Source organism: Corynebacterium sp. c25Ua_89, from assembly GCF_047459735.1.
Taxonomy (GTDB): Bacteria; Actinomycetota; Actinomycetes; order Mycobacteriales; family Mycobacteriaceae; genus Corynebacterium; species Corynebacterium simulans.
The window spans coordinates 160,118-181,169 of record NZ_JASBOD010000001.1 but is presented as its reverse complement, the minus strand read 5'-3'; the positions used below and the strand labels follow the sequence as shown (position 1 = coordinate 181,169).

The 21,052-nt window shown below is 57.1% G+C and carries 21 protein-coding genes; 9 read left to right on the top strand and 12 right to left on the bottom strand.

The genetic code is table 11. The annotated features are described in order from the left end of the window. The first annotated feature begins 31 nt into the window (after positions 1–31). The 3 genes from xseA to QKB66_RS00850 all read left to right on the top strand — a co-directional run bounded on the left by xseA (position 32) and on the right by QKB66_RS00850 (position 2,010). Entirely contained in the window at positions 32–1,273 is a 1,242-nt protein-coding gene (gene xseA, locus QKB66_RS00860; RefSeq protein ID WP_414252476.1) for an exodeoxyribonuclease VII large subunit, read from the top strand. A gap of 78 nt (positions 1,274–1,351) precedes the next feature. Further along, positions 1,352–1,648, top strand: a complete 297-nt coding sequence (locus QKB66_RS00855; RefSeq protein WP_248090890.1) for an exodeoxyribonuclease VII small subunit — start codon at positions 1,352–1,354, stop codon at positions 1,646–1,648. Then, a complete protein-coding gene (locus QKB66_RS00850) occupies positions 1,648–2,010 on the top strand; it encodes a hypothetical protein (RefSeq protein ID WP_414252475.1) in 363 nt (120 codons plus the stop codon). Before QKB66_RS00855 ends, QKB66_RS00850 begins: the two co-directional genes overlap by 1 nt. Here QKB66_RS00850 and QKB66_RS00845 read toward each other — a convergent pair. Then, positions 2,007–2,642, bottom strand: coding sequence for a DUF4245 domain-containing protein (locus QKB66_RS00845; protein ID WP_414252474.1), 636 nt, complete (start codon positions 2,640–2,642; stop codon positions 2,007–2,009). The two genes, QKB66_RS00850 and QKB66_RS00845, sit on opposite strands and share 4 nt — an antisense overlap. 222 nt (positions 2,643–2,864) lie before the next feature. On the opposite strand from QKB66_RS00845, the gene glpX reads away from it, so the two are divergent. The 4 genes from glpX (at position 2,865) to QKB66_RS00825 (ending at position 7,953) form a co-directional block, all read left to right on the top strand. Next, a complete protein-coding gene (gene glpX / locus QKB66_RS00840) occupies positions 2,865–3,878 on the top strand; it encodes a class II fructose-bisphosphatase (protein ID WP_248090899.1) in 1,014 nt (337 codons plus the stop codon). Positions 3,879–4,126: 248 nt separating this feature from the next. Continuing rightward, positions 4,127–5,527 (top strand): class II fumarate hydratase, encoded by a 1,401-nt coding sequence (locus QKB66_RS00835; protein ID WP_248090901.1) that lies wholly within the window; start codon positions 4,127–4,129, stop codon positions 5,525–5,527. A gap of 207 nt (positions 5,528–5,734) precedes the next feature. Further along, a complete protein-coding gene (locus QKB66_RS00830; protein ID WP_414252473.1) occupies positions 5,735–6,358 on the top strand; it encodes a TetR family transcriptional regulator in 624 nt (207 codons plus the stop codon). Then, positions 6,352–7,953: an MDR family MFS transporter gene (locus tag QKB66_RS00825; protein ID WP_282439966.1), complete on the top strand. Its 1,602-nt coding sequence runs from the start codon at positions 6,352–6,354 to the stop codon at positions 7,951–7,953. The genes QKB66_RS00830 and QKB66_RS00825 overlap by 7 nt, the downstream gene beginning before the upstream one ends. Before the next feature lie 296 nt (positions 7,954–8,249). On the opposite strand, the gene QKB66_RS00820 is transcribed toward QKB66_RS00825, so the two are convergent. The 5 genes from QKB66_RS00820 to QKB66_RS00800 form a co-directional block, all read right to left on the bottom strand. Further along, positions 8,250–9,410, bottom strand: coding sequence for a hypothetical protein (locus QKB66_RS00820; protein WP_311518097.1), 1,161 nt, complete (start codon positions 9,408–9,410; stop codon positions 8,250–8,252). Positions 9,411–9,535: 125 nt separating this feature from the next. After that, the gene (locus QKB66_RS00815; RefSeq protein WP_311518096.1) at positions 9,536–10,096 is read right to left on the bottom strand and encodes an N-acetyltransferase family protein; all 561 of its coding nucleotides are present in this window, start codon (positions 10,094–10,096) and stop codon (positions 9,536–9,538) included. 87 nt (positions 10,097–10,183) lie between these two features. Beyond that, the gene (locus QKB66_RS00810) at positions 10,184–11,542 is read right to left on the bottom strand and encodes a PhoH family protein (protein WP_061921615.1); all 1,359 of its coding nucleotides are present in this window, start codon (positions 11,540–11,542) and stop codon (positions 10,184–10,186) included. Positions 11,543–11,757: 215 nt separating this feature from the next. Then, positions 11,758–12,420, bottom strand: coding sequence for a hypothetical protein (locus tag QKB66_RS00805; RefSeq protein ID WP_311518094.1), 663 nt, complete (start codon positions 12,418–12,420; stop codon positions 11,758–11,760). 129 nt (positions 12,421–12,549) lie between these two features. After that, positions 12,550–13,344 carry a LysR family transcriptional regulator substrate-binding protein gene (locus QKB66_RS00800; protein WP_414252472.1) on the bottom strand — a complete coding sequence of 265 codons (795 nt, stop codon included), beginning with the start codon at positions 13,342–13,344 and terminating at the stop codon, positions 12,550–12,552. 101 nt (positions 13,345–13,445) lie between these two features. On the opposite strand from QKB66_RS00800, the gene QKB66_RS00795 reads away from it, so the two are divergent. Continuing rightward, positions 13,446–13,832 (top strand): DUF5997 family protein, encoded by a 387-nt coding sequence (locus QKB66_RS00795; protein ID WP_399530803.1) that lies wholly within the window; start codon positions 13,446–13,448, stop codon positions 13,830–13,832. Positions 13,833–13,877: 45 nt separating this feature from the next. Here QKB66_RS00795 and QKB66_RS00790 read toward each other — a convergent pair whose 3' ends face one another. Genes QKB66_RS00790 through glyA form a run of 3 tightly spaced genes read right to left on the bottom strand, consistent with a single transcriptional unit; the run spans position 13,878 to position 17,850 of the window. Next, complete coding sequence (locus tag QKB66_RS00790) at positions 13,878–14,561, bottom strand: aminotransferase class IV (RefSeq protein WP_311518091.1); 684 nt, start codon at positions 14,559–14,561, stop codon at positions 13,878–13,880. Next, entirely contained in the window at positions 14,548–16,500 is a 1,953-nt protein-coding gene (locus tag QKB66_RS00785; RefSeq protein ID WP_414252471.1) for a chorismate-binding protein, read from the bottom strand. Before QKB66_RS00785 ends, QKB66_RS00790 begins: the two co-directional genes overlap by 14 nt. A 48-nt stretch (positions 16,501–16,548) precedes the next feature. Next, a complete protein-coding gene (gene glyA, locus QKB66_RS00780) occupies positions 16,549–17,850 on the bottom strand; it encodes a serine hydroxymethyltransferase (protein ID WP_414252470.1) in 1,302 nt (433 codons plus the stop codon). Positions 17,851–17,998: 148 nt separating this feature from the next. Here glyA and coaA point away from each other — a divergent pair, with 148 nt between their 5' ends. After that, a complete protein-coding gene (gene coaA / locus QKB66_RS00775) occupies positions 17,999–18,925 on the top strand; it encodes a type I pantothenate kinase (protein ID WP_070518093.1) in 927 nt (308 codons plus the stop codon). A 33-nt stretch (positions 18,926–18,958) separates the two neighbouring features. Here the strand turns inward: coaA and QKB66_RS00770 are convergent, their stop codons facing one another. From QKB66_RS00770 to mca, 3 genes are read right to left on the bottom strand one after another with little or no spacing between them, the layout of a single operon-like run. Continuing rightward, entirely contained in the window at positions 18,959–19,729 is a 771-nt protein-coding gene (locus QKB66_RS00770; protein ID WP_062035523.1) for an isoprenyl transferase, read from the bottom strand. Between the two features lie 49 nt (positions 19,730–19,778). Next, positions 19,779–20,093: a hypothetical protein gene (locus tag QKB66_RS00765; protein WP_061921590.1), complete on the bottom strand. Its 315-nt coding sequence runs from the start codon at positions 20,091–20,093 to the stop codon at positions 19,779–19,781. A gap of 4 nt (positions 20,094–20,097) precedes the next feature. Then, positions 20,098–20,991 (bottom strand): mycothiol conjugate amidase Mca, encoded by an 894-nt coding sequence (mca, locus tag QKB66_RS00760; protein ID WP_414252469.1) that lies wholly within the window; start codon positions 20,989–20,991, stop codon positions 20,098–20,100. Between the last annotated feature and the right edge of the window lie 61 nt (positions 20,992–21,052).

The window sequence follows — 21,052 nt, the reverse complement described above, 5'->3', positions numbered from 1 at the left end:
GCAATCCACTGCTGCATAGAAAGGCTGCTTTGTGAATCAACCTGCAAACTCTGCGGAAACGCCCTGGCCCGTAGGCCAGGTCAATGACCAGGTCAAGGGCTGGATCGAGCGTCTCGGGTTCTTGTGGGTCGAAGGCCAATTAACCCAGATCAACGTCAAGCGCTCTTGGAAACTTTCCTACCTCACTTTGCGCGACGTCGAGCAGGAAAAGTCCGTGCAGCTAACGTGTCCTACTGACATGGTCTTGAAAATGCCCACGCCGTTAAAGGACGGTGACCGCGTGGTGGTCTACGGCAAGCCGGCCTTTTATGCCGGCCGCGGTTCCTTTTCTTTGTGGACCACTGAGATTCGCCACGTCGGCGTGGGTGATTTACTAGCACGCATTGAGATGCTGCGCCAACAGCTTGCTGCTGAAGGGCTCTTCGATCCTTCGCGCAAGTTGGCGCTGCCCTACCTACCTAACAAGGTAGGACTTATCACCGGCCGCGGCTCCGCTGCTGAACGTGACGTGCTAGCCGTGGCAAAGGACCGTTGGCCGGCAGTGCAATTCCGCGTCATTAATACCGCGGTGCAGGGAGCGAACACCGTTCCAGAGGTTATCAACGCGTTGGAAACCCTCGATGAGGATCCAGAAGTAGACGTCATCATCATCGCCCGTGGCGGCGGTTCTGTCGAAGACCTTCTTCCTTTCTCCGAAGAGGCTCTACAGCGCGCAGTTGCCAGCGCACGCACTCCGGTGGTCTCTGCTATTGGCCATGAGCCAGACAATCCAGTGCTCGACAATATTGCAGACCTCCGCGCCGCCACTCCTACTGACGCCGCAAAACGAGTAGTGCCATCAGTTGCTGAGGAATACGCATTGGTGGATGAAGCGCGTTCCCGCATGGCAGCAGCACTGCGTGGTTGGGTCGAAAGGGAAAGGCGCGGGTTGGAAAATATTCGTTCACGCCCCGTGCTTGCGGATCCAATGACGCCGATCAACGCACGCCGTGATGAACTTGAGCGCTCCCGCGCGTTGATGAAGCGCGAGGTCACCTACTTGCTCGAGCGAGAAAGAAACAAGGTCACTGCCCTGCGCGCACAGGTCTCAGCTCTCGGCCCGTCGGCCACCTTGGAACGTGGCTATGCCATCGTCCAAGTCGTACCGCGTGATGGCTCGGACCCAGAGGTTGTGACTTCCTACGAGCAATCACCACCCGGCTCGCAGTTGCGTATCCGCGTCGGTGATGGCTCGATTACCGCTGCGGCGATGGCTGCCAAACCGGCTGACTAACAAACTTCAGTAATCATTCAGCGCTAAAGCGCTTAAAAATATAGACCCGAAGCCAAAGACTTAACTAAAGGAGCAGACATGAACGAGACAATCGGTACCGGTACTCCCGGCCAGGACGCATTCCCGCCAGTAGAGGAACTTACTTACGAGCAGGCTCGCGATGAGCTCATTGAAACCGTCAAAATTCTTGAGCTCGGCCAGATGGGCCTCGACGAGTCGCTGAAGTACTGGGAGCGCGGTGAAGCGCTGGCAAAGGCCTGTGAGGCCCACCTTGACGGCGCTGCGCGTCGTGTCGAGAAGGCACTAGATAGTGCCGATAACTCTGAAGATGCCACAGACGAAGAAAACGCATCATCCAACAAAGGAGAGTATTAATGCAGATTTACGGCTACCCAGGTGAGCGCGTGGACTTCGTATCAAAGTCCGGCTCTGCCGGTTCCCTGCTCTTTGGCGATCCACGCCATCTTGCCGAGGAGTTTTTCGGCGCGCCGCATACGGCAAGCACGGATGAGATCTCCTATTACTCTGGCTCCATTGTGCTGTGCTTTAAAGAAGGCCGTCTCCGCGAGGTAAAAATCTACCCGCAGAACTCCAAGCGCGAACGAGTCGACGTCTACGTTGCTAAGCAGCGTCTGAGCGGCCTAGACGAAGAAACCCTCGCCCAAACGGTAGAAACCGCGGGCGAGGGTTTAAAGGTCGAGTTTGCAGACGGCCTTTGCTCAGCCACCTTCAGCTAAGGCTGCTGCGAGGTCGGTGCTGAAGCACCGTCCTTCTGCGCACCAGCCTCGGCTGCCCCGTCCTCATTCACGTGCAGAACCTGTGCCTTGGCGAATGCCTCGATGGTGGTCTCGTAATCCGCTTCAGAGGCGGAGCCGGACAATACCAGGCGGGAGTCGCCTAAATCTGTGATCCATAGTGGACGAACATTAGCGTCGTCGCTTTCTAGGATCTTGACCTTCTTGCCGGCAACCTCACGCTCGGATTCGTTGGCACGGTAGTTGGAGTCATAGCCCTTCTCCGCCTCTTCAATAGAAGCTTGGGTCTGCGTAGACTCCACATAGCCTTCATCAGCAGTCAGCCAGCTCACCACGGAGGCGTTCTCCCCCGCCACAGCCGAGCGACGCGCAGCAGTAGGCGCCCAGCCTTCGGGCATCTGTGGGTTACGGATTACTGCCCCCGTAGCGCGTGCTTCCATCTCCAGGAACGTCGTGGCATCGACATCCTGGACAGGCCCCTTCTTTGTCTCCGGGTTCACGCTACACAAGCCGGTAGCTCCCACGACGAGGAGCATGGCGATGACGGTCACGCCGAGAGACAAAATAATGTCCCGGGCGCCCTCAAAAATCTTGGGTTTCTCTTCTGCTGCCACGCGACCAGTATTCCACGTACCCAAGCGCACAACGAAAAGCCGGGGCGAACTCAAATTCTTGTGCTGCGAATTTTCTACTTCACTGCCCCCGGGATCGGGCAAAGCCCTCAATCGGGGGCACCAACCTGCCTAAAAATCCATTCAAAAGTGCAAGAATAGGAAACAGTGCCCTGGAAGGTTCCAGCGGCGAGACAGAAAATGAATGGAAGGCAGCCTAAACACATGTCCGAAAACACTTCTTACATGCCAGATCGCAACCTCGCTATGGAGCTGGTTCGCGTCACTGAGGCCGCAGCTTTGGCCTCCGGCCGCTGGGTAGGCCGTGGCAAGAAGAATGAGGGCGATGGCGCAGCTGTGGATGCAATGCGCAAGCTCATCAACTCCGTCGCAATGAACGGCGTTGTGGTCATCGGCGAGGGCGAAAAGGACGAAGCCCCGATGCTGTTCAACGGCGAAGAAGTGGGCACCGGCGAGGGCGCAGCAATGGACATCGCAGTTGACCCGGTCGACGGCACCCGCCTGATGGCGGAGGGCCGTCCGAACGCTATTTCCGTCATCGCTGCCGCAGAGCGTGGCACCATGTATGACCCGTCCGCCGTCTTCTACATGAACAAGATTGCTGTCGGCCCAGCTGGCGTCGGCGCAATCGACATCAACCAGTCCGTTGAGTGGAACATCAACTCCGTCGCTAAGAAGCTCGGCATCAAGGCTGCCGACCTCACCGTCGTTGTGCTGGACCGCCCGCGCCACCAAGACCTTATCGATCAGATCCGCGCTGCCGGCGCAAAGGTTCGTCTCATCATGGACGGCGACGTCGCAGGCGCAATCGCTACCTGCCAAGATTCCAACTCCATCGACATGATGATGGGCATCGGCGGCACCCCTGAGGGCATCATCACCGCTTGCGCTATGAAGTGCATGGGCGGCGAAATCCAGGGCAAGCTATGGCCGAAGGACGAGGAAGAAGCCGAAAAGGCTCGCCAGGCTGGCCACGACTTGGACCGCGTTCTGAGCACCGACGAACTGGTTTCCTCCGATAACTGCTACTTCGCTGCTACCGGCGTTACCAACGGTGACATGCTGCGCGGTGTTTCCTACCGTGCAAACGGCGCCACTACCCGTTCCCTGGTTATGCGCTCCAAGTCCGGCACCATCCGCTACATCGATTCCGTACACAAGCTGGCCAAGCTTCAGGAGTACTCCGTTATTGATTACTCCAACGCAGCGGATGCCTAAAGGTTTTTAAAGCCCCCTTTTGCATTTGGTGCACGCCCTTTTCAGCATGGACGTGCACCTTGCACATTCACACGCTTTTTAGTCCATACTGGTTTTACGAGGCGTGACTTCCAGCACCATTATGGTGCCGGTTGATACAAATCTTATTACTGCGTTTACTGCCGGAAGGGACACGTTAGTCCGACTCCCTCCCGACACAATCGCTAAATGAACATCTTTATTCAACACATAATTTTGAGGTGGATTTCATGACTGAGTACCGCATTGAACACGACACCATGGGTGAAGTGAAGGTTCCTGTTGATGCTCTGTGGCGCGCACAGACCCAGCGTGCTGTAGAAAACTTTCCGATTTCCGGCCGCGGGCTTGAGGCCGCTCAGATTCGCGCTTTGGGCCTGCTGAAGGCAGCTTGCGCACAGGTCAACAAGGATTCCGGCACGCTCGATGCGGACAAGGCTGACGCAATCATCGCTGCAGCGAAGGAAATCGCTGAGGGCAAGCACAACGATGCTTTCCCAATCGACGTCTTCCAGACCGGCTCTGGCACCTCCTCCAACATGAACACCAACGAGGTCATCGCCTCGATCGCCCACAACAACGGCGTAGAGATTCACCCCAATGACCACGTGAACATGGGCCAGTCCTCCAACGACACCTTCCCTACCGCAACCCACGTTGCGGCCACCGAGGCAGCTGTCAACGACCTCATCCCAGGCCTGAAGGTACTGCACGAGTCCCTGAGCGCCAAGGCCAAGGAATTCGCGGACGTCGTTAAGTCCGGCCGCACCCACCTGATGGACGCAACCCCGATCACCCTGGGCCAAGAGTTCGGTGGCTACGCACGCCAGATCGAGCTCGGTATCGAGCGCATCGAGGCCACCCTTCCACGCCTGGGCGAGCTGGCTATCGGCGGCACCGCAACCGGCACCGGCCTGAACACCTCCGCTGACTTCGGCGCAAAGGTCACCGAAGAGCTCAAGAAGCTCACCGGCGTTGAGCAGCTCAAGGAAGCAGAGAACCACTTCGAGGCTCAGGCGGCGCGCGACGGACTCGTTGAGTTCTCCGGCGCAATGCGCACCGTTGCGGTATCCCTGAACAAGATTGCCAACGATATCCGCATGATGGGCTCCGGCCCACTGACCGGCCTGGCAGAAATCCACCTGAAGGATCTGCAGCCGGGTTCCTCCATCATGCCGGGCAAGGTTAACCCAGTTCTGTGCGAGGCAGCCACCATGGTTTCCGCACAGGTCATCGGCAACGACGCTGCCGTTGCATTCGGCGGCGCCAACGGCCACTTCGAGCTGAACGTGTTCATCCCGGTCATGGCACGCAACGTCCTTGAGTCCGCTCGCTTGCTGGCTAACGTCTCCCGCGTCTTCGCTGAGAAGTGCGTCGACGGCATCGAGGCTAACGAGGAGCGCATGAAGAAGTTCGCTGAGTCCTCTACCTCCATCGTTACCCCGCTGAACTCCAAGATCGGCTACGAGAATGCAGCGAAGGCTGCTAAGCACGCACTGCACGAGAAGATCACCGTCCGCGAGGCCGTCATTGACCTGGGCTTCGTCGACGGCGAGAACCTCACCGAGGAAGAGCTGGATGAGCGCCTCAACGTCTTGTCCATGACCAACCGCGAGCGTGACAGCTTCTAAGCTTTCCACCTAACGGTACTTTCAAGCAGTACTTTTTAGCCTCCCACTGCCTTGCCGCTCGGGTACCCACCCGAGTGCATGACAGTGGGAGGCTTTTTGCTACCCCAAAAGCATTTGTGACCAAGCGCACTGAAGGTATGTCAGGGACTCAAAAATCACGAAGTTTGCACTTGGTGCAAACTTGCACCGGGTGTAATGTTACACAGCGTGCAAGAAGAAATGTCACTACGCGAGCAGAAGCGACTCAAGACGCGACTGCGTATCGAAGACGCCGCCACTTCCCTGGTGGATAAGCGAGGCTTCGCCGCAGTCACCATTGAGGAGATCTGCGAAAAAGCGGGGATTTCAAGGCGCACATTCTTTAACTACTTCGATTCCAAAGACTCCGCAGTCTTGGGCGCCCCTAGCGCACTATTTTCCCAAGACCAACGAGCATATTTCCTTGACACTCCAACTGAAAACCTCCTGCGTTTGACCGTGGAACTCGTCATTTCCCATTTGGACGGGCACCACGCCGAAAAGACAATTGCAGCAAGGCGGCGCCGCATAGCAAGCGACCCAGATGCTGCCGCGGCGTCGTTTAGCCGCAAACGCGCCAAGTCAACCGAGATTGCAGAACTCATCACGCTTCGCCTCAAGCAAGAACCGCAGCTACAGCTCATGCCAGAAGTTGCGCCAGAGACAGAAGCATTACTCATCGGAGCCACCGTTAGAGAAGCGCTTTGGATTGCCACCGCTTCCCCCGAAATCAGCTGCGAACAACCATTTGAGCAAAGGTTCAATGATGCACTCGCACTCGTTATCACTTTCACGAAAGGACTGAAATGGTAGATACCGCCAAGTCGCCGACTAACAACGTCGGCGAGGCGCAGCCAGCACAAGCTGGCGGAAACGAAAAGAAAGAAAACAACGTAGCTCTCGTTTTCTCCGCCCTCGTTCTCACCATGTTGATGAGCTCCTTGGGCCAAATGATTTTCTCTTCGGCCCTGCCTACTATCGTGGGCGAGCTCGGCGGCGTCGACCACATGAGCTGGGTTATCTCCGCTTTCTTGGTCACCATGACCATCGCTATGCCAATCTCTGGCAAACTGGGCGACATGATGGGCCGCAAGTGGCTCTACATCGGCGGCATCGCAGTCTTCGTCGTCGGCTCTGCCATCGGTGGCTTCGCAAATGACATGAACTGGCTCATTTTGGGCCGCGCTGTCCAAGGCTTCGGCGCTGGCTTCATGATGATTTCCTCCCAGTCCATCATCGCGGAGGTCACCACTGCTCGTGAGCGCGGCAAGTTCATGGGCATCATGGGCGGCGTCTTCGGCCTTTCTTCCGTTCTCGGCCCAGTCCTCGGCGGCTGGTTCACCGACGGCCCGGGCTGGCGCTGGGGTCTGTGGATTAATATTCCACTTGGTATGCTCGCCATTACCGTGTGCACCATCGTGCTGCACCTGCGCGTTGGCGATACTGACCTGCGTAAGTTCGACGCTCTTGGCGCTACTTTCATCGCTATCACCACCGCTTCCCTCATCCTCATGACTACTTGGGGCGGCACGCAGTACGAGTGGTCTGACCCAATCATCATTGGCTTGGGCATCACCGTTGTCGTCGGCGCTATTATCACCGTGATCGTCGAGTCGAAGGCCAAGGAGCCGCTGATTCCGGTTCACCTTTTTAAGAACCGCAACATGGTTCTGACCACCGCAGCCGGTACTGTCCTCGGTCTGGCAATGTTCGGTGTGCTTGGCTACATGCCAACCTACCTGCAGATGGTTCATACCTTGACCCCAACCAAGGCGGGCCTCATGATGATTCCGATGATGGTAGGCCTCATCGGCACCTCGACTGCCGTTGGCTTCATCATCGCCCGCACGGGCCACTACAAGATTTACCCAATCATCGGCCTTATCATCACCGCCGGTGCTTTGTTCTGGATGTCCAAGCTGACCGTGGATACGACCCTGGTTCAGCTCGGTGCTGAGTTCTTCCTCTTCGGCGTGGGCCTGGGTTTTGTGCAGCAGGTTCTGGTTCTCATCGTGCAAAACTCCTTCCCTATCGCGCTGGTCGGTACCGCAACGGCTGCCAACAACTTCTTCCGCCAGATTGGTTCCGCAGTGGGAGCTTCCCTCGTTGGTTCCCTGTTCATCCACAACATGAAGGATGAGATGGCAGCCAACATGCCAGCTGCAATCAAGGCCATGGGCCCTGAGGGCGCGCAGTACGCTGAGCAGTTCGCTTCCGCAACGGGCGGTTCTTCCCGCCTGACCCCGAACATGGTTGCGCACCTTCCGGATGCAATTCAGTCCGTCATCCTCAACGCCTACAACGATGGCCTGACTCCGGTCATCTTGCTCATGGTTCCTATGGCCATCGTTGCCCTTCTTTTGGTTCTTCCCGTCACGGAAGAGCACCTTAAGGAAGAGATCTCTTAAATATCACTCACCAGACAAGAATCGAAGGCTACTAGTGAGGAGCTCTGTGAGCTCCGGTTCCGCATTGCGCTAAACGACGCCACCATAGAGAACAACCTTGGCTATCCCTCAAGGCTCCATCATCAATGATACCGGCGGCAACTGTCTGCATAGAAAATTCCCGGTCTGAAATAGGAAGCGATTTCAGACCGGGAGTTCTCTTATATTTTCAGCAATTGCGCCAACCTCAACGCCGCGACATTGACGAGGTCATGATACTCAATCAAGCTACGCGAATAGGACGAACAGCGCTCTGCCTAGCCGATAATGCCCACCTGGCGCAGTACCTGAGCACCTACGCCGAACAGCGCCAAAATCGCGGCGATAATACCGACAATCATTCCGACCTGGGAACCCGTACTCGAAGATTGACCATCTGTGGAAGGGTTTTGGACTGGCGCCGAAACTTTCTTTACCAACACGTCTTTAGCCAAACTTTGTGCCGGCGTACCAAGTTTTTCGTTGTTCAGCGTGAGGCCGGCAAAGCGCACCTGTGCCTTACCCGGAGCAAGGGCCTCATAGGAGCCGTTGCTTTCCACATTCAACACCGTCGGATTGGAAGTTCCGTAGGAACCCGGCAACGCAATGACGCCCGAGTTATCGTTCAGGACTGCCTGAAACTGTCCAGTATCCCCCACGCTGGTTCCGCCGCGGCTAGACAACCGAGCTTGCGCCAAAGCGGACTCAGGGAAAGTAACAGGAATTGCGTGCCGACCATCATTAATTGGTGCTGGTTGTGCTGGGCTATCTTTTCGCGCTAGCAATTGGGCAGTAGATTCGCCTGCCTGTGCCTGCGAAAAAGCACGGTTTGCGGGATCCAACATGTTCTGAAGATGACCGAACTCGCCGGTGCGGGAACGCAGGTTTGGCCACTCTTTTTCAAAGCCCGCGATGGCTTCCGTCATCGCATTATGCGCCAAGTTCTCAGCACTGAACTTGTCCTGATCAACGGTCCAGCAATCTGTGCCATCGGGACGGACGTGCTCGAATTTGTAGTTTGCTTCCACGGCACGCTGAAGGGCGATGTGTTCCAAGGCCGGATCCCAGTCGATTGCGTTTTGATAAGCGCTACGGGTATTCAACCCCTCGAACCTTGCGGCATCTTGGAGTCGCATGATGTGTCTGGAGTAATCTTTTAGGCTGAAGAAATTGATCGTTGGATTTTCATCCCACGCCCTACCACGAAGGTCGCGAATCTGCGCAACAACGGTGTTGATTTCGGAGCGCATGGTGACGTCACCGTAGTAATACCCCAGCAGACCTGGGTTCAGGTTAACGTCCAGCGTGGTGATGTTCTGGGAGCCGGAAGCTTCCAGAGTGGTCTTGAGGGATGCGGCATCGCCGAAAGCTGCTGGCACTGGAGACAATGCCACGCTAGCCGCGGTCATGAGAGCAATGATGCAGGAACGGGTTTTCATAAAGATCTCCTACGAGAGAAAGTAGAACATCCTAATGTTAAACCCGTTCCCGCATTTTAGTGGCTTTTTTGCGGGTACATTCCCCGCCGCCGAGTTTGTCTAGCTCTATTGCCTAGCTAAAAGTCCTAGCTCTTGTTGCCTCGCGCCCGCTCATCGGGCTTCGGAAGCAGTAGCTCGTAGACGTCGGTGTCGCGCCACTGACCAGCCATCTCGCCGTAGGTCATCTTCGCCATGTGGGAGTAGGTACCGACCTTGACGAAGCCGCGAGACTTATGCAGGCCTGCGGAACCCTGGTTTTCTGGGAAGATCCACGCGTGGATTGCCCATTTGTGGAGGTCCTTGCAGGTTTCGATGAGCTTATCGAGCAGGGCACCGGCGATGCCACGGCCTTGAGCCTCCGCGCTGATGTAGATGGAATCTTCCACCACACCATGGAAGACTGAGCGGGAGGAAATCTGCGCTGCAGAAACCCAGCCCAATACCTTGGAATCATCGTCTTCCTCAACCGCAACGAAGACCGAGGACATGATCTTTGCACGGGTAAACTGCTCCAGCGTCAAAGAACGCGTTTCATACGTGGCGTGACCGGTGTTTAGGCCGTCTTCATAAATTGTCCGCATCTGGGGATAGTCGGCCGTGACAAAAGGTCGAATCTTAAAGTTCTTCGCGGGTTTGTTTTCTGCCATGTGATTCATTATTACAAGACAACAACCTGTACGGCTATATAAACCGGAAGAAGTTAGCTAGCCGCGATCGAGGAAGACGGTTTAACCTTAAGCCTCGCTTTCGAGTAAGTCCGTGACAAGCTCGGCGATTGCGGAACGCTCTGAGCGCTGGAGGGTCACGTGTGCAAATAGCTCATGCCCTTTGAGCTTTTCAATGACAGCCTGCACACCGTCATGGCGGCCCACGCGCAGATTGTCACGCTGGGCGACGTCGTGCGTCAACACCACGCGCGAGCCCTTGCCCAACCGAGACAGGACGGTGAGCAAGACGTTGCGCTCAAGCGACTGCGCTTCATCGACGATGACGAAGGAATCATGCAAGCTCCGACCACGGATGTGGGTCAGTGGCAGAACCTCAAGGAGGCCGCGGTCATGGACTTCCTCCATGACGTTGTCAGAGACAAGGCCTTCGAGGGTATCGAAGACGGCCTGGGCCCACGGATTCATCTTCTCGGACTCGCTACCTGGAAGGTATCCCAGCGACTGCCCACCCACTGCATACATAGGGCGGAAAACCACGATGCGGCGGTGCTCACCGCGCTCCAGGACCGCTTCAAGGCCCGCGCACAGCGCCAGCGCAGACTTACCAGTGCCGGCACGGCCGCCCAGAGACATGATGCCCACGGAGGGATCTGACAAAAGGTCAAGTGCCACGCGCTGCTCCGCGGAGCGGCCCTGCAGTCCAAACGCGTTGACGTCACCGCGTACGAGCTGGATGGTGCCCTCCGCCGTCATGCGGCCAAGCGCGGACTGCCCTGCCGCGTCCAGCTTGATGCCGCAGTGAACTGGAAGCTCTTCGATAGCAGTGCCATCTTCAGTCAGTACGCCGTCTACCATGACTTCCCCATCACGGTAGAGAGCATCGATGACTTCAGCAGAAGTATGAACCACAGCCATGCCGGTATAACCGGTAAGAACTACGTCCTGCGCGTGATACTCGTCGGCTTGCAAGCCAACTGCACCAGCCTTGACACGCAGTGGGACATCCTTTGTCACAAGCACGGTGTCTTTGCCCTCGTGCGCCAGGTTGAGTGCGCAAGCGAGAATGCGGTGGTCACCTTCGGGCCCCCGGAAGGAAGATGGCAGCAAAGACTGATCCTGATGATTTAGCTCAACGCGTAAGGTTCCGCCCTCAACGTTGACCGGAACTGCCTGGTCTAGACCGTCGTATGCACCACGCAGGTCCTCCAAAAAGCGAAGAGCTTGGCGGGCGAACCAGCCAAGCTCAGGGTGATGACGTTTTCCTTCCAATTCGGAGATGACGACGATGGGAAGGATGACCTCGTGCTCTGCGAACTTGCGCAGGGCCCATGGGTCAGAAAGGAGGACGGAGGTATCAATAACGTAGGTCTTGGTGGCCACTGCACTGGGGCTCATAGGCTCGGTCAGAACAGAAGGATTGGACATGATTGCGGGGTTCTCCCTTTAGATCGTGTTGCTTGATCTCTTCCCAAGCTAAGCGCCAAAGGTTGAAATTACATGGGTGAAAGATGAACATTGCGAAAACGCAAGGTTCATACCAGCCAAAAGCTCGTGAATTGGTACTGCAACCATGAGGACCACCAGTGATCACAAAAGCCGGCTAGGTAGAAACCTAGCCGGCTTTATTAAATTAGCGAGATTTACTCAACGGTAGCCTCGTACTTACCGGACTCACCCTTCATCCACTTGATGGTGCCGTTGGTGAACTCCTGAACCCAGCCGTTACCTTCAGCCTGCTCTGGAGCGGTAGGCAGGCCAACCTTGTTTGCCAGGCCGCCCTCGCTCTTCCAGGTCTCAGCGATCTTGCCGATGATTGGTTGTGCGCCGGACTCCTCGTTGAAGGCAATCAGCTTGTCCTCAGCGAAGGTAGCCAGGGAACCATTCTCGGAGTTTTCTACATCCTGAACGTCGCCCCACTCAGCGGACTTCTCATCGATTGCGGAAGCCAGAGCGGCCGGAACCTCAACCTCGCCAGCCGGGGTGTTGATCTTCTTCATCTCACCGGAAGCTGCGCCGTCCTTGGAATCATCGGAGCTCATCTTGTCGGAAGCATCAGCGGAAGTATCGCCGGCCTTGTCCTTGGCATCGTTGGCAGCGTCGCCAGCCTTGTCGGTAGCCTCGCCAGCCTTATCCTTGGCGTCATTAGCTGCGTCGCCGGCCTTGTCGGTTGCCTGGCTTGCTGCGTCCTTTGCGGCATCGCCAGCCTTGTTTGCTGCATCCTCAGCGTCGGAGCAAGCAACAACTGCCAGGGATAGGGAAGCTGCGGTCAGGCCAGCGGCGAGACGACGGGAAATCTTGTTCATGATTAGTAATCCTTTTCTAAAAATGTCAATTGCTTCTGCTGCTTCTGCCTTGCGGCAACTCAATCAACGCTATACACGGATCACTCACAGCAGCCACCCAGTTTTCAACAATTTAGGCGGAAAATATCCTTATTTGCGTCGTTTTCCCCGCTGAGAGGATTTCTTACTTTTTGGTAACGGTTTGGTTTTTCGGCCTTGATCAGCCCGCTTGTTACCGGACCGTGACCTAGAACTTGTCGTTTTCTGGGCACTTTGCTGGCCTTTTCCTTGGCCACCTTGGCCCTTGGCCGCGGCTTCCCGGCGCGCTTGCTTCGCCTTAGTTTTCTCGCGGGCGCTAAGCTTCACGGCAGTACCGCGGGAGGAGTTTTTGGTTCGTCCTTTAGCTACCCCGACGAATGCTTGGATGTCCTCGCCGTCGCGGTCCTTACGCCAGACCAAAGCAATGGCAGTGCGCGCCACTGTCGGATCGTTGAACGCCAAAGGCACTACTTGCTTTTTGCTGAGCACCTTCAGCAATGGGCGCGGGGCAATGACAATACCGACGTTGGCGCCCACCACCTGAAGACCTGTACGCACTGCTTCGACGTCGACCTTGGCGTCGTCGCCAATGCGGTAGTTCAGATGCTCCTCAGAAACGTCGAAGGGCTCAATCTCTTCGCCTACTTCCGCATAAACAGAATCCTTGGGAACAGCAATTCCCGGGGCTTCTTCATATAGACGCACTAGATGGAAGGAATCATCGATGCGCGGATCCGCGCCCTCTGCGGGGATTCGGGTCAAGGCAAGATCGGCTTCGCCTCCTAGCAAAGATGCAAAAGCATCATCAGCGTCTAAAGTGACTAGCTCCCCATAATCCGGGTTGGAGCGGTATCGTTCAAACCATTTTCCTGGTTCGGTGCCCGTGGCAAAAACTAGTCGCAGCATGCAGCCAATAGTACTGTCTTGCTTGCTCAGTACTAGTTCCTGCACTTTATGGGCAGTGACACCTACCCTGCCGTGCTGCTACCGTAGGGAGAGTGAATGAGATGAATAAACAGCCTTCTGGCACCGCGATGCGTGCGCAAACCGCAGCGAAGAAGCTCGGCATCTACTTGCCCGCTACCCCGGAGGAATTCCAGAACTCCGCTGTCAGCCATGCAGAGCTACGCGAGCTGCAAGACAACCCACCACAGTGGTTGGTCGACCTGCGCCTGAACGGCCCACACCCACGCCCCGTCGTGGCACAGAAGCTCGGTATCTCCGTTACTTCTCTAAAAAAGAACGAATTTGACCGCCCGATGACCACTCCAGAGATCAAGGAACTCTTGGCAGAAATGCCGGAGTGGCTGTCTGCTGCGCGCAAGGCACATGCCGAAAACCGTGACGGCAATGGGCAGCCTGCTTCTGAAGACTCTCCTGCTAACGAGTCTTAAATCTTAAGGCCCTAGCGCCAACGCAGAACCAAGGGCTAAGAAAATCTAGGAATAGTCTTCTGCCAGTGGCACGGCGGACTGCCACAACTGTTCGTTGAGCTCCGCAGCGCTTTGACTTTGTTTGCCCAATGCTGGGTGCTCTGCTCCGGCAAGCGTTTCACCGCCGATGAGCCACTTCGTTACCGGCGTCCAACCATGCAGTGCACTGGCACACCAGGCTGGCAGCTGAGAAGCTTCCTCCACTGAAAGTTCCACTCGGCGCGGTTGATCAATAAGCCCCGCCTCGACGGTGGCGCGCACGGTGGTCGAGAGCAGAACTGAACCATGTGGGCCCATCACGAGACCCTTCTCATCTTTGAACACGATTGCCGCATTTGCGGCCTCATGGACAACCCCACGGGCCGAATGCAAAACCGCATCATCCGCACCATGGTCGCGAGCCTTTTGTCTTAGCTCCGCGAGCTTAGGCAAATCCGGGCCTTTAAGCAATGGATGCTCCCGCGGATCCACAGTCTCTGGAACCCACAACGTCGAGTGGGTGCGCAGGGCTGGGGCTAGACGCCATTCCACAGCATTTTCTGTAATTCGCGGAAACCATTGCCCCTCCTGCGGGATTTCGCCGAGTACTGGATAACCATCGCCGAAACGTTTGCGGTGGAGGTCGGGGCGGATAGCGCGCCCTTCACGGACCAGAAAAGAATCCACCAGGCAGCAATCAACGTGATTCATCTAAGGTCTCCGAGCTTTCAGCATGTGGTTCCTTCCGCGCGTGAAGATCGCTTGGAGTCATGCCCAATTGATTAAACAGCGGGCGCGCTTTGACCATGGTTTCTTCCCACTCCGCGGAAGGCTCGCTTACAGCCAGCACTGCCCCGCCCACACCGTAATAAGCGCCGCGTTCGTTGCTGACCACTGAGCGAATCACCATGGAAAAATCCGCCGTACCGGTCAGCGAAAGGTAGCCAAAGGCGCCAGAGTAGACGCCGCGCCAGCTGTCCTCAAGCTCGTCAATTATCTGCATCGTGCGTTCTTTAGGCGCGCCGGTCATGGAACCGCCGGGAAACGCGGCCTCAATCGCATCTATGGGGCTAGACTGCTGCTTCAGGCGCCCGGTTACCTCACACATGAGTTGATGCACCGTGGAATAAGAGTGCACCTGAAAACCATGAGGCACTCGCACATCGTCGCAGGCGCGGGCTATGTCGTGGCGGACCATGTCCACCACCATGAGCAGTTCCGACGTGGTCTTTTCGCCCCGGAGACTGCGCGCATTCGCCGCATCTATTTCTGGGTCCGTATCGCGCGGGCTCGTTCCTTTAATTGGCGTCGAGGAAACGTTTCGCCATGCGTCAATGCTTAAGAATTGCTCCGGCGACGTCGATAGCAGCGCGTTGCCGGCAAACCCCAGGAAGCCGGTGCGCTTGCTCGGATTAGCCGCGCGCAGTTGGAGGAAGGTCGCCAAGGGATTTGGCACAGGTTCCAACTCAATGCGATTGGTCAGACACACCTCATAGGACTCGCCGCGCACCATATAGTCCTGAGCGGCAGCGATACGATCTAGATATTCTTGTTCGCCGTGGACCAGCCGGCCGGAGCTTTGCCACGGAGCTTGCGGTGCTGAATCCATGGCGAGCTTAAGCTGCCACTTACAGTCGTCGGCGAAGCTTAAGAGGTGAGTTCTGCGCTGTTCATGGTCCACCACTATCGCCCGGTCGCAGAAAATAAACTCTGCGTCTGGCCCCGGTGGCCTATGTCTTTGGGACTGGGCGAAGCGCTGCTTTTCGACGCCGACTTCATAGCCGAGGTAGCCCACCCACCCTAGGGCGAAGTCGCAACCGGGAATCGGAGCTCCAACGCGCGCGGGGAGAACGTGGCGTTCATACTCGCGTTTAGCCACTTCGAAGAAGTCTTTGCCCGGCTGGCAGTTATAGCGAAGATGCCGGGACCTGTGACCAGAGTCATCGCCAAGAATGCTAAAGCGGCCTAAGTCGAGCCAAAAGGCGTTTCCGGTCAGCGCACGAGCTGCATCTTCGAGTGAGACTTCTTTCTCCACAGTGCGTACGCAGAAATACTGCTGTGCGTAATAGCGTCTGGCAAGGCCGAGGAAATTCTCGATGAGCTGCGGGCCGGAATCGGTAAGCAGTGACTCCGGGTGGAATTGCACGCCCCACTGGGGTTTTGTCCGGTGCGCGATGGCCATTGTGAGCGTCGTGCCAAAAGTGTCGGCGCAGGTGGCGGTCACATCGAAGCATTCAGGAACACGGTGGGCTACCAGCGAGTGGTAACGCACCACGCGATGTGGGCTGGCAAGGGCTTCGAAGAGCCCAGAGCCATCGTGGTCTACTTCGGTAACAATACCGTGTGCCGGGGCGGAAGCCAGGCCCACTTCCCCACCTTCAAGGTGCACCATAGCTTGCATGCCAAGGCACACGCCGAGGATTGGGCCGGTGAATTCACGCAGCACATTGGCACTAATTCCCAAGTCGGCTGGATTGGCCGGGCTACCAGGCCCGGGCGAGATGATAGCGGCGTCGTAAAGCGCCAGATCAATGCGAGCCCACGGGATGTCATTCGGGACAACCGTGGGCTCACACCCGGTTACCCGCCGAACGTAGTCCACGAGATTGAAGGTAAAAGAATCGTGGTTATCTACGATCAGCAGGTTCATAACCGGAATTTTATAGGCGGCAGATGCGCGGGGTAGCGCTTGGCTGCCTTAGACCATCTTCCAATCCTCAAGACCGTCGTAGAGCGGGTACTGCTCAGCGATCTTGGAAACGCGACCGCGCAGGGACTCAACATCAGCGTTCTTGCCCTGTGCGAGTGCGGTACCGATGATGTCAGCGACCTCCTCGAAGGCTGCTGCATCGAGACCGCGGGTGGCCAGCGCAGGGGTTCCGATACGCAGGCCGGAGGTGACCATCGGTGGGCGTGGATCGTTCGGCACAGCGTTGCGGTTGACAGTGATGCCAACCTCGTGCAGCAGATCCTCAGCCTGCTGGCCATCGAGCTCAGAGTTGCGCAGATCTGCCAGAACCAGGTGGACATCGGTGCCGCCGGTCAGCACGTCAACGCCGGCTGACTTGGCATCGGATGCGGCCAGGCGCTCAGCAAGGATGCGTGCGCCCTCGAGGGTGCGCTCCTGACGGTTCTTGAACTCCTCCGAAGCTGCAATCTTCAAAGCGATTGCCTTTGCAGCGATGACGTGCATCAGAGGGCCGCCCTGCTGACCTGGGAAGACGCTGGAGTTGAGCTTCTTAGCGTAGTCCTGCTTCGCCAGGATGAGGCCGGAGCGTGGGCCGCCCAGGGTCTTGTGAACCGTGGTGGAAACGACGTCAGCGTGCGGTACTGGAGAAGGATGCAGACCAGCAGCAACCAGACCTGCAAAGTGAGCCATATCGACCCACAGCTTTGCGCCGACCTCGTCCGCGATGGAGCGGAAAGCAGCGAAGTCGAGAGTACGTGGGTACGCGGACCAACCGGCGATGATGACCTTCGGCTGCTCCTTGATAGCCTGCTCACGCAGCTTATCCATGTCGATACGCATGGTCTCCGGGTCGACCTCGTAGGCCGCGACGTCGTAAAGCTTGCCGGAGAAGTTCAGCTTCATGCCGTGGGTGAGGTGGCCGCCGTGCGCCAGGGACAGTCCCAGAATTTTGTCGCCCGGCTCGGCGAGGCTGGACAGTACCGCAGCGTTAGCCTGAGCGCCGGAGTGTGGCTGCACGTTGGCGAAGTCAGCACCGAAGAGGCTCTTGGCACGCTCACGTGCCAGATCTTCGATGACATCAACGTGCTCGCAGCCACCGTAGTAACGGCGGCCCGGGTAGCCCTCTGCGTACTTGTTGGTCAGAACGGAGCCCTGCGCCTGCAGAACGGCACGCGGAACAAAGTTCTCAGAGGCGATCATCTCGAGAGTCTCGCGCTGACGGGCGATTTCGCCGTTGATGGCGTTAAATACGTCCGGATCCAGCTCGCGCATCTCCTGATAGCGCACGTCTGCGGAATTATTGGCAGTCATGGAAGCGTTGATTCCCTTCTCGGTTGCTTAACTGGTCGTTTCAAACCTGCCCTACATATTAACTGCCACGCCCCCACGCGGGGGACGAAAGTACCATTTCATCCCCCAAGGTTTTCGCCAGGAAGAAATAAGGTGCGACAATGTGGCCATGGCGCGCGCAACCGATTCCAGTCCATACCTTGACTTCGACCGTGAAACCTGGCGCCAAAGGCGCTTGTCGATGCCCCAGGTTCTCACCGCTGCAGAAGTCGAGGCGCTTCGTGGTATCGGTGATCGCATCGACCTAGACGAGGTCGCTGACGTTTACTTGCCATTATCGCGTCTTATCCATCTGCAGGTAGCAGCCCGCCAAGAGCTCACGGCTGCTACGGAGGAATTCCTGGGAAACAGCGCAAACCACGTGCCCTTCGTCATCGGTGTCGCAGGCTCCGTTGCGGTAGGTAAGTCCACCACTGCCCGCGTTCTACAGCTGCTTCTGCAGCGCTGGGAGACCCACCCAAAAGTAGATCTAGTGACCACTGACGGATTCTTGTATCCGGCAAAGGTGCTCCATGAGCGCGGATTGATGCAGCGCAAAGGTTTTCCGGAATCCTACGACCGGCGCAAACTCATGCGTTTTGTCACCGACGTGAAATCAGGCAAAGCGGAAGTCAAAGCGCCGGTCTATTCGCATATTTCCTACGACATCCTGCCTGACGAGCATCAGGTGGTGCAAAGGCCCGACATCCTTATCCTAGAGGGCCTCAACGTCCTCCAGACTGGGCCTACCCTAATGGTCTCTGACCTTTTCGACTTCTCGGTCTACGTCGATGCGCGCGTCGATGACATTGAGCATTGGTACATCGAGCGCTTCCTGCAACTGCGGCATACCGCTTTCCGTGAGCCGGGCGCGCACTTTGCTGCCTATGCAGAGATGAACGATACGGAGGCCCGCGCGCAGGCTCGCGAGATTTGGCAGTCCATCAACCTGCCCAACTTGGTGGAAAACATTTTGCCCACCAAGCCGCGCGCTTCCCTGGTTTTGCGCAAGGGTTCCCACCACTTGGTGGAAAAGGTACGCATGCGCAAGCTCTAGTAAACGGGGGTTTCTAGGCGCGCAGATGAGGCCCTATTTGCCGAAGCGACGCGAACGCTGGGAGTAATCCCGCAGCGCGCGCAGGAAATCCACGCGGCGGAAAGCCGGCCAATAGGTATCGGTGAACCAGATTTCGGAATACGCCGCCTGCCACAGCAAGAAGCCGGAAAGGCGCTGCTCACCAGAGGTACGGATGACAAGATCTGGGTCCGGAAGGCCCTTGGTATACAGGTGGCTCGTGATGGCCTCGGCGGTAACATTGCCCGCGATTTCCTCCGCACTATGGCCTTTCCCGGCCTCGTCACGGATAAGGTTTTGCACCGCGTCGACGATTTCCTGACGCCCGCCATAGCCGACGGCGATGTTAACGATGACGCCCTTATTACCCTCAGTTGCCTGCGCTGCTAGGCGCATGCGCTCGGTGACCTTAGCCGGTAGGAGATCCAGATGGCCCACCAAGCGAATCTGACAGTCCAAGTCGCCCTTGGAAAGATGGGTGACAACGTCCGAGATGATGTCGAAGAGAAGCTGCACCTCTTGGGTGCTGCGCTTCAAGTTCTCCGTGGACAAAAGATAAATGGTGACGACCTCAATATCGGTGTCTTTGCACCATGAGATCATCTCGCTGATCTTCTTCGCACCTTGGCGGTGACCGTGGCTGATATCAGTGAATCCAGCCTCCCGCGCCCAGCGGCGGTTTCCGTCTGCCATGATGGCAACGTGCCGGGGCTGCGGGGTTCCCTTGATAGCGCGCGTCAGGCGAGCCTCATACAGGGGATAAAGCAACTGGCTGAGGAAGTTCACGGTTAGTCCTTAAAACACAATCCAAGACGAGGGACAGGCCGCAATTGACCTACAAGAAGGAGCGCTTGCTCTGGTCGAAGATGCCCGCTTCCTTCATCGCGGCGTCGACAGCCTGGTCATCGAAAGGGTCGATGCCGTGGTCTTGGGCGAACATGGTGCGACGACGAAAGCGCGAGTAACGACGGTGGAAATTCCACCCCGCAAACAAGACGGCTGCACCCATCAACGCCAAGATGAGAAGGCCAATTGGCGAGGCCTTGCCAAACTCAGGCCCCATCGGGCCTTCCTGGGCACCCTGGGCTAGGTAGTTAACTTGTGCGTGGACGTCACCTGCTGCAAGAATCAGCGAATCAAATGCGCTCATGCTTCTAAGACTCCCCTACTTCGGCAATTCCTGCAAATAAATCCGACTCCGGCAGCTCAGTCGCAACGCGGGTCTGCGCGAGCTCGAACTCTTCGGTGGGCCATAAGCGCTGCTGTACATCGACGCTCGTCGCCAAGAATGCTCCTGCCGGATCAATCTGGGTGGCATGCGCGCGCAGGGCATCCTCGCGATTTTGGAAGTAGTCCGCACACTCTACCTGCGTGGTAACGCGCGCCATGATGTCCCCAAAGGCCGTATCCCAGCGTGCCAGCATCGGGCCATAGGGGCTGGTCTTTCCCTCTTCTTCCAAAAGATCATGGAAGAGCTTCATGCGCTGGTAGACAAAACCATGCGAGTAATAGAGCTTTTGCGGCGTATAAGGTTCGCCCAGTTCTGGGTGGTAGGAAGGATCTCCGGCCTTTTCCCAGGCGATGACGGAAGCTCGATGGACCATCAGGTGGTCTGGATGCGGATAGCCGCCAATCTCGTCATAAGTGACGATGACCTGGGGACGGAACTCACGAATGGTTTTCACGAACTCTTGCGCTACTTCATCGTCTGGAATAAGTGCGAAGCAACCTTCCGGCAGCAGATTTTTTAGATCCGGATCGAATGGATCACCGCCTGGCAGGCCGGAATCGACATGCCCCAGCCAGCGGTGCTCTACGCCCAAGGCTGCGGCGGCCTTCGCCATCTCTTCGCGGCGAATCTCGCCCATGTTTTCTTTCACACCCGGCTTATCCATCGCTGGGTTGATGACGTCACCGCGCTCGCCGCCGGTACAGGTCAGCACCAGAACCTCGGCACCTTCAGCCGCGTATTTCGCAGTGGTTGCAGCACCCTTGGAAGATTCATCATCTGGGTGCGCGTGAATGGCTAGTAGGCGCTTGTCGCTCATAGTAGGGTTCATCTCCTCTAGCGCTGATTTTCGGAACAGAGGTCCATCCTAGTGGATAGTT

Excerpts from the sequence above, each read along its gene's own strand:
- QKB66_RS00855 (WP_248090890.1), top strand. The coding sequence starts at position 1,352 with ATGAACGAGACAATCGGTACCGGTACTCCCGGCCAGGACGCATTCCCG.
- QKB66_RS00850 (WP_414252475.1), top strand. The coding sequence starts at position 1,648 with ATGCAGATTTACGGCTACCCAGGTGAGCGCGTGGACTTCGTATCAAAG.
- glpX (WP_248090899.1), top strand. The coding sequence starts at position 2,865 with ATGTCCGAAAACACTTCTTACATGCCAGATCGCAACCTCGCTATGGAG.
- QKB66_RS00835 (WP_248090901.1), top strand. The coding sequence starts at position 4,127 with ATGACTGAGTACCGCATTGAACACGACACCATGGGTGAAGTGAAGGTT.
- QKB66_RS00825 (WP_282439966.1), top strand. The coding sequence starts at position 6,352 with ATGGTAGATACCGCCAAGTCGCCGACTAACAACGTCGGCGAGGCGCAG.
- QKB66_RS00820 (WP_311518097.1), bottom strand. The coding sequence starts at position 9,410 with ATGAAAACCCGTTCCTGCATCATTGCTCTCATGACCGCGGCTAGCGTG.
- QKB66_RS00815 (WP_311518096.1), bottom strand. The coding sequence starts at position 10,096 with ATGGCAGAAAACAAACCCGCGAAGAACTTTAAGATTCGACCTTTTGTC.
- QKB66_RS00810 (WP_061921615.1), bottom strand. The coding sequence starts at position 11,542 with ATGTCCAATCCTTCTGTTCTGACCGAGCCTATGAGCCCCAGTGCAGTG.
- QKB66_RS00805 (WP_311518094.1), bottom strand. The coding sequence starts at position 12,420 with ATGAACAAGATTTCCCGTCGTCTCGCCGCTGGCCTGACCGCAGCTTCC.
- QKB66_RS00800 (WP_414252472.1), bottom strand. The coding sequence starts at position 13,344 with ATGCTGCGACTAGTTTTTGCCACGGGCACCGAACCAGGAAAATGGTTT.
- QKB66_RS00795 (WP_399530803.1), top strand. The coding sequence starts at position 13,446 with ATGAATAAACAGCCTTCTGGCACCGCGATGCGTGCGCAAACCGCAGCG.
- QKB66_RS00790 (WP_311518091.1), bottom strand. The coding sequence starts at position 14,561 with ATGAATCACGTTGATTGCTGCCTGGTGGATTCTTTTCTGGTCCGTGAA.
- QKB66_RS00785 (WP_414252471.1), bottom strand. The coding sequence starts at position 16,500 with ATGAACCTGCTGATCGTAGATAACCACGATTCTTTTACCTTCAATCTC.
- glyA (WP_414252470.1), bottom strand. The coding sequence starts at position 17,850 with ATGACTGCCAATAATTCCGCAGACGTGCGCTATCAGGAGATGCGCGAG.
- coaA (WP_070518093.1), top strand. The coding sequence starts at position 17,999 with ATGGCGCGCGCAACCGATTCCAGTCCATACCTTGACTTCGACCGTGAA.
- QKB66_RS00765 (WP_061921590.1), bottom strand. The coding sequence starts at position 20,093 with ATGAGCGCATTTGATTCGCTGATTCTTGCAGCAGGTGACGTCCACGCA.
- mca (WP_414252469.1), bottom strand. The coding sequence starts at position 20,991 with ATGAGCGACAAGCGCCTACTAGCCATTCACGCGCACCCAGATGATGAA.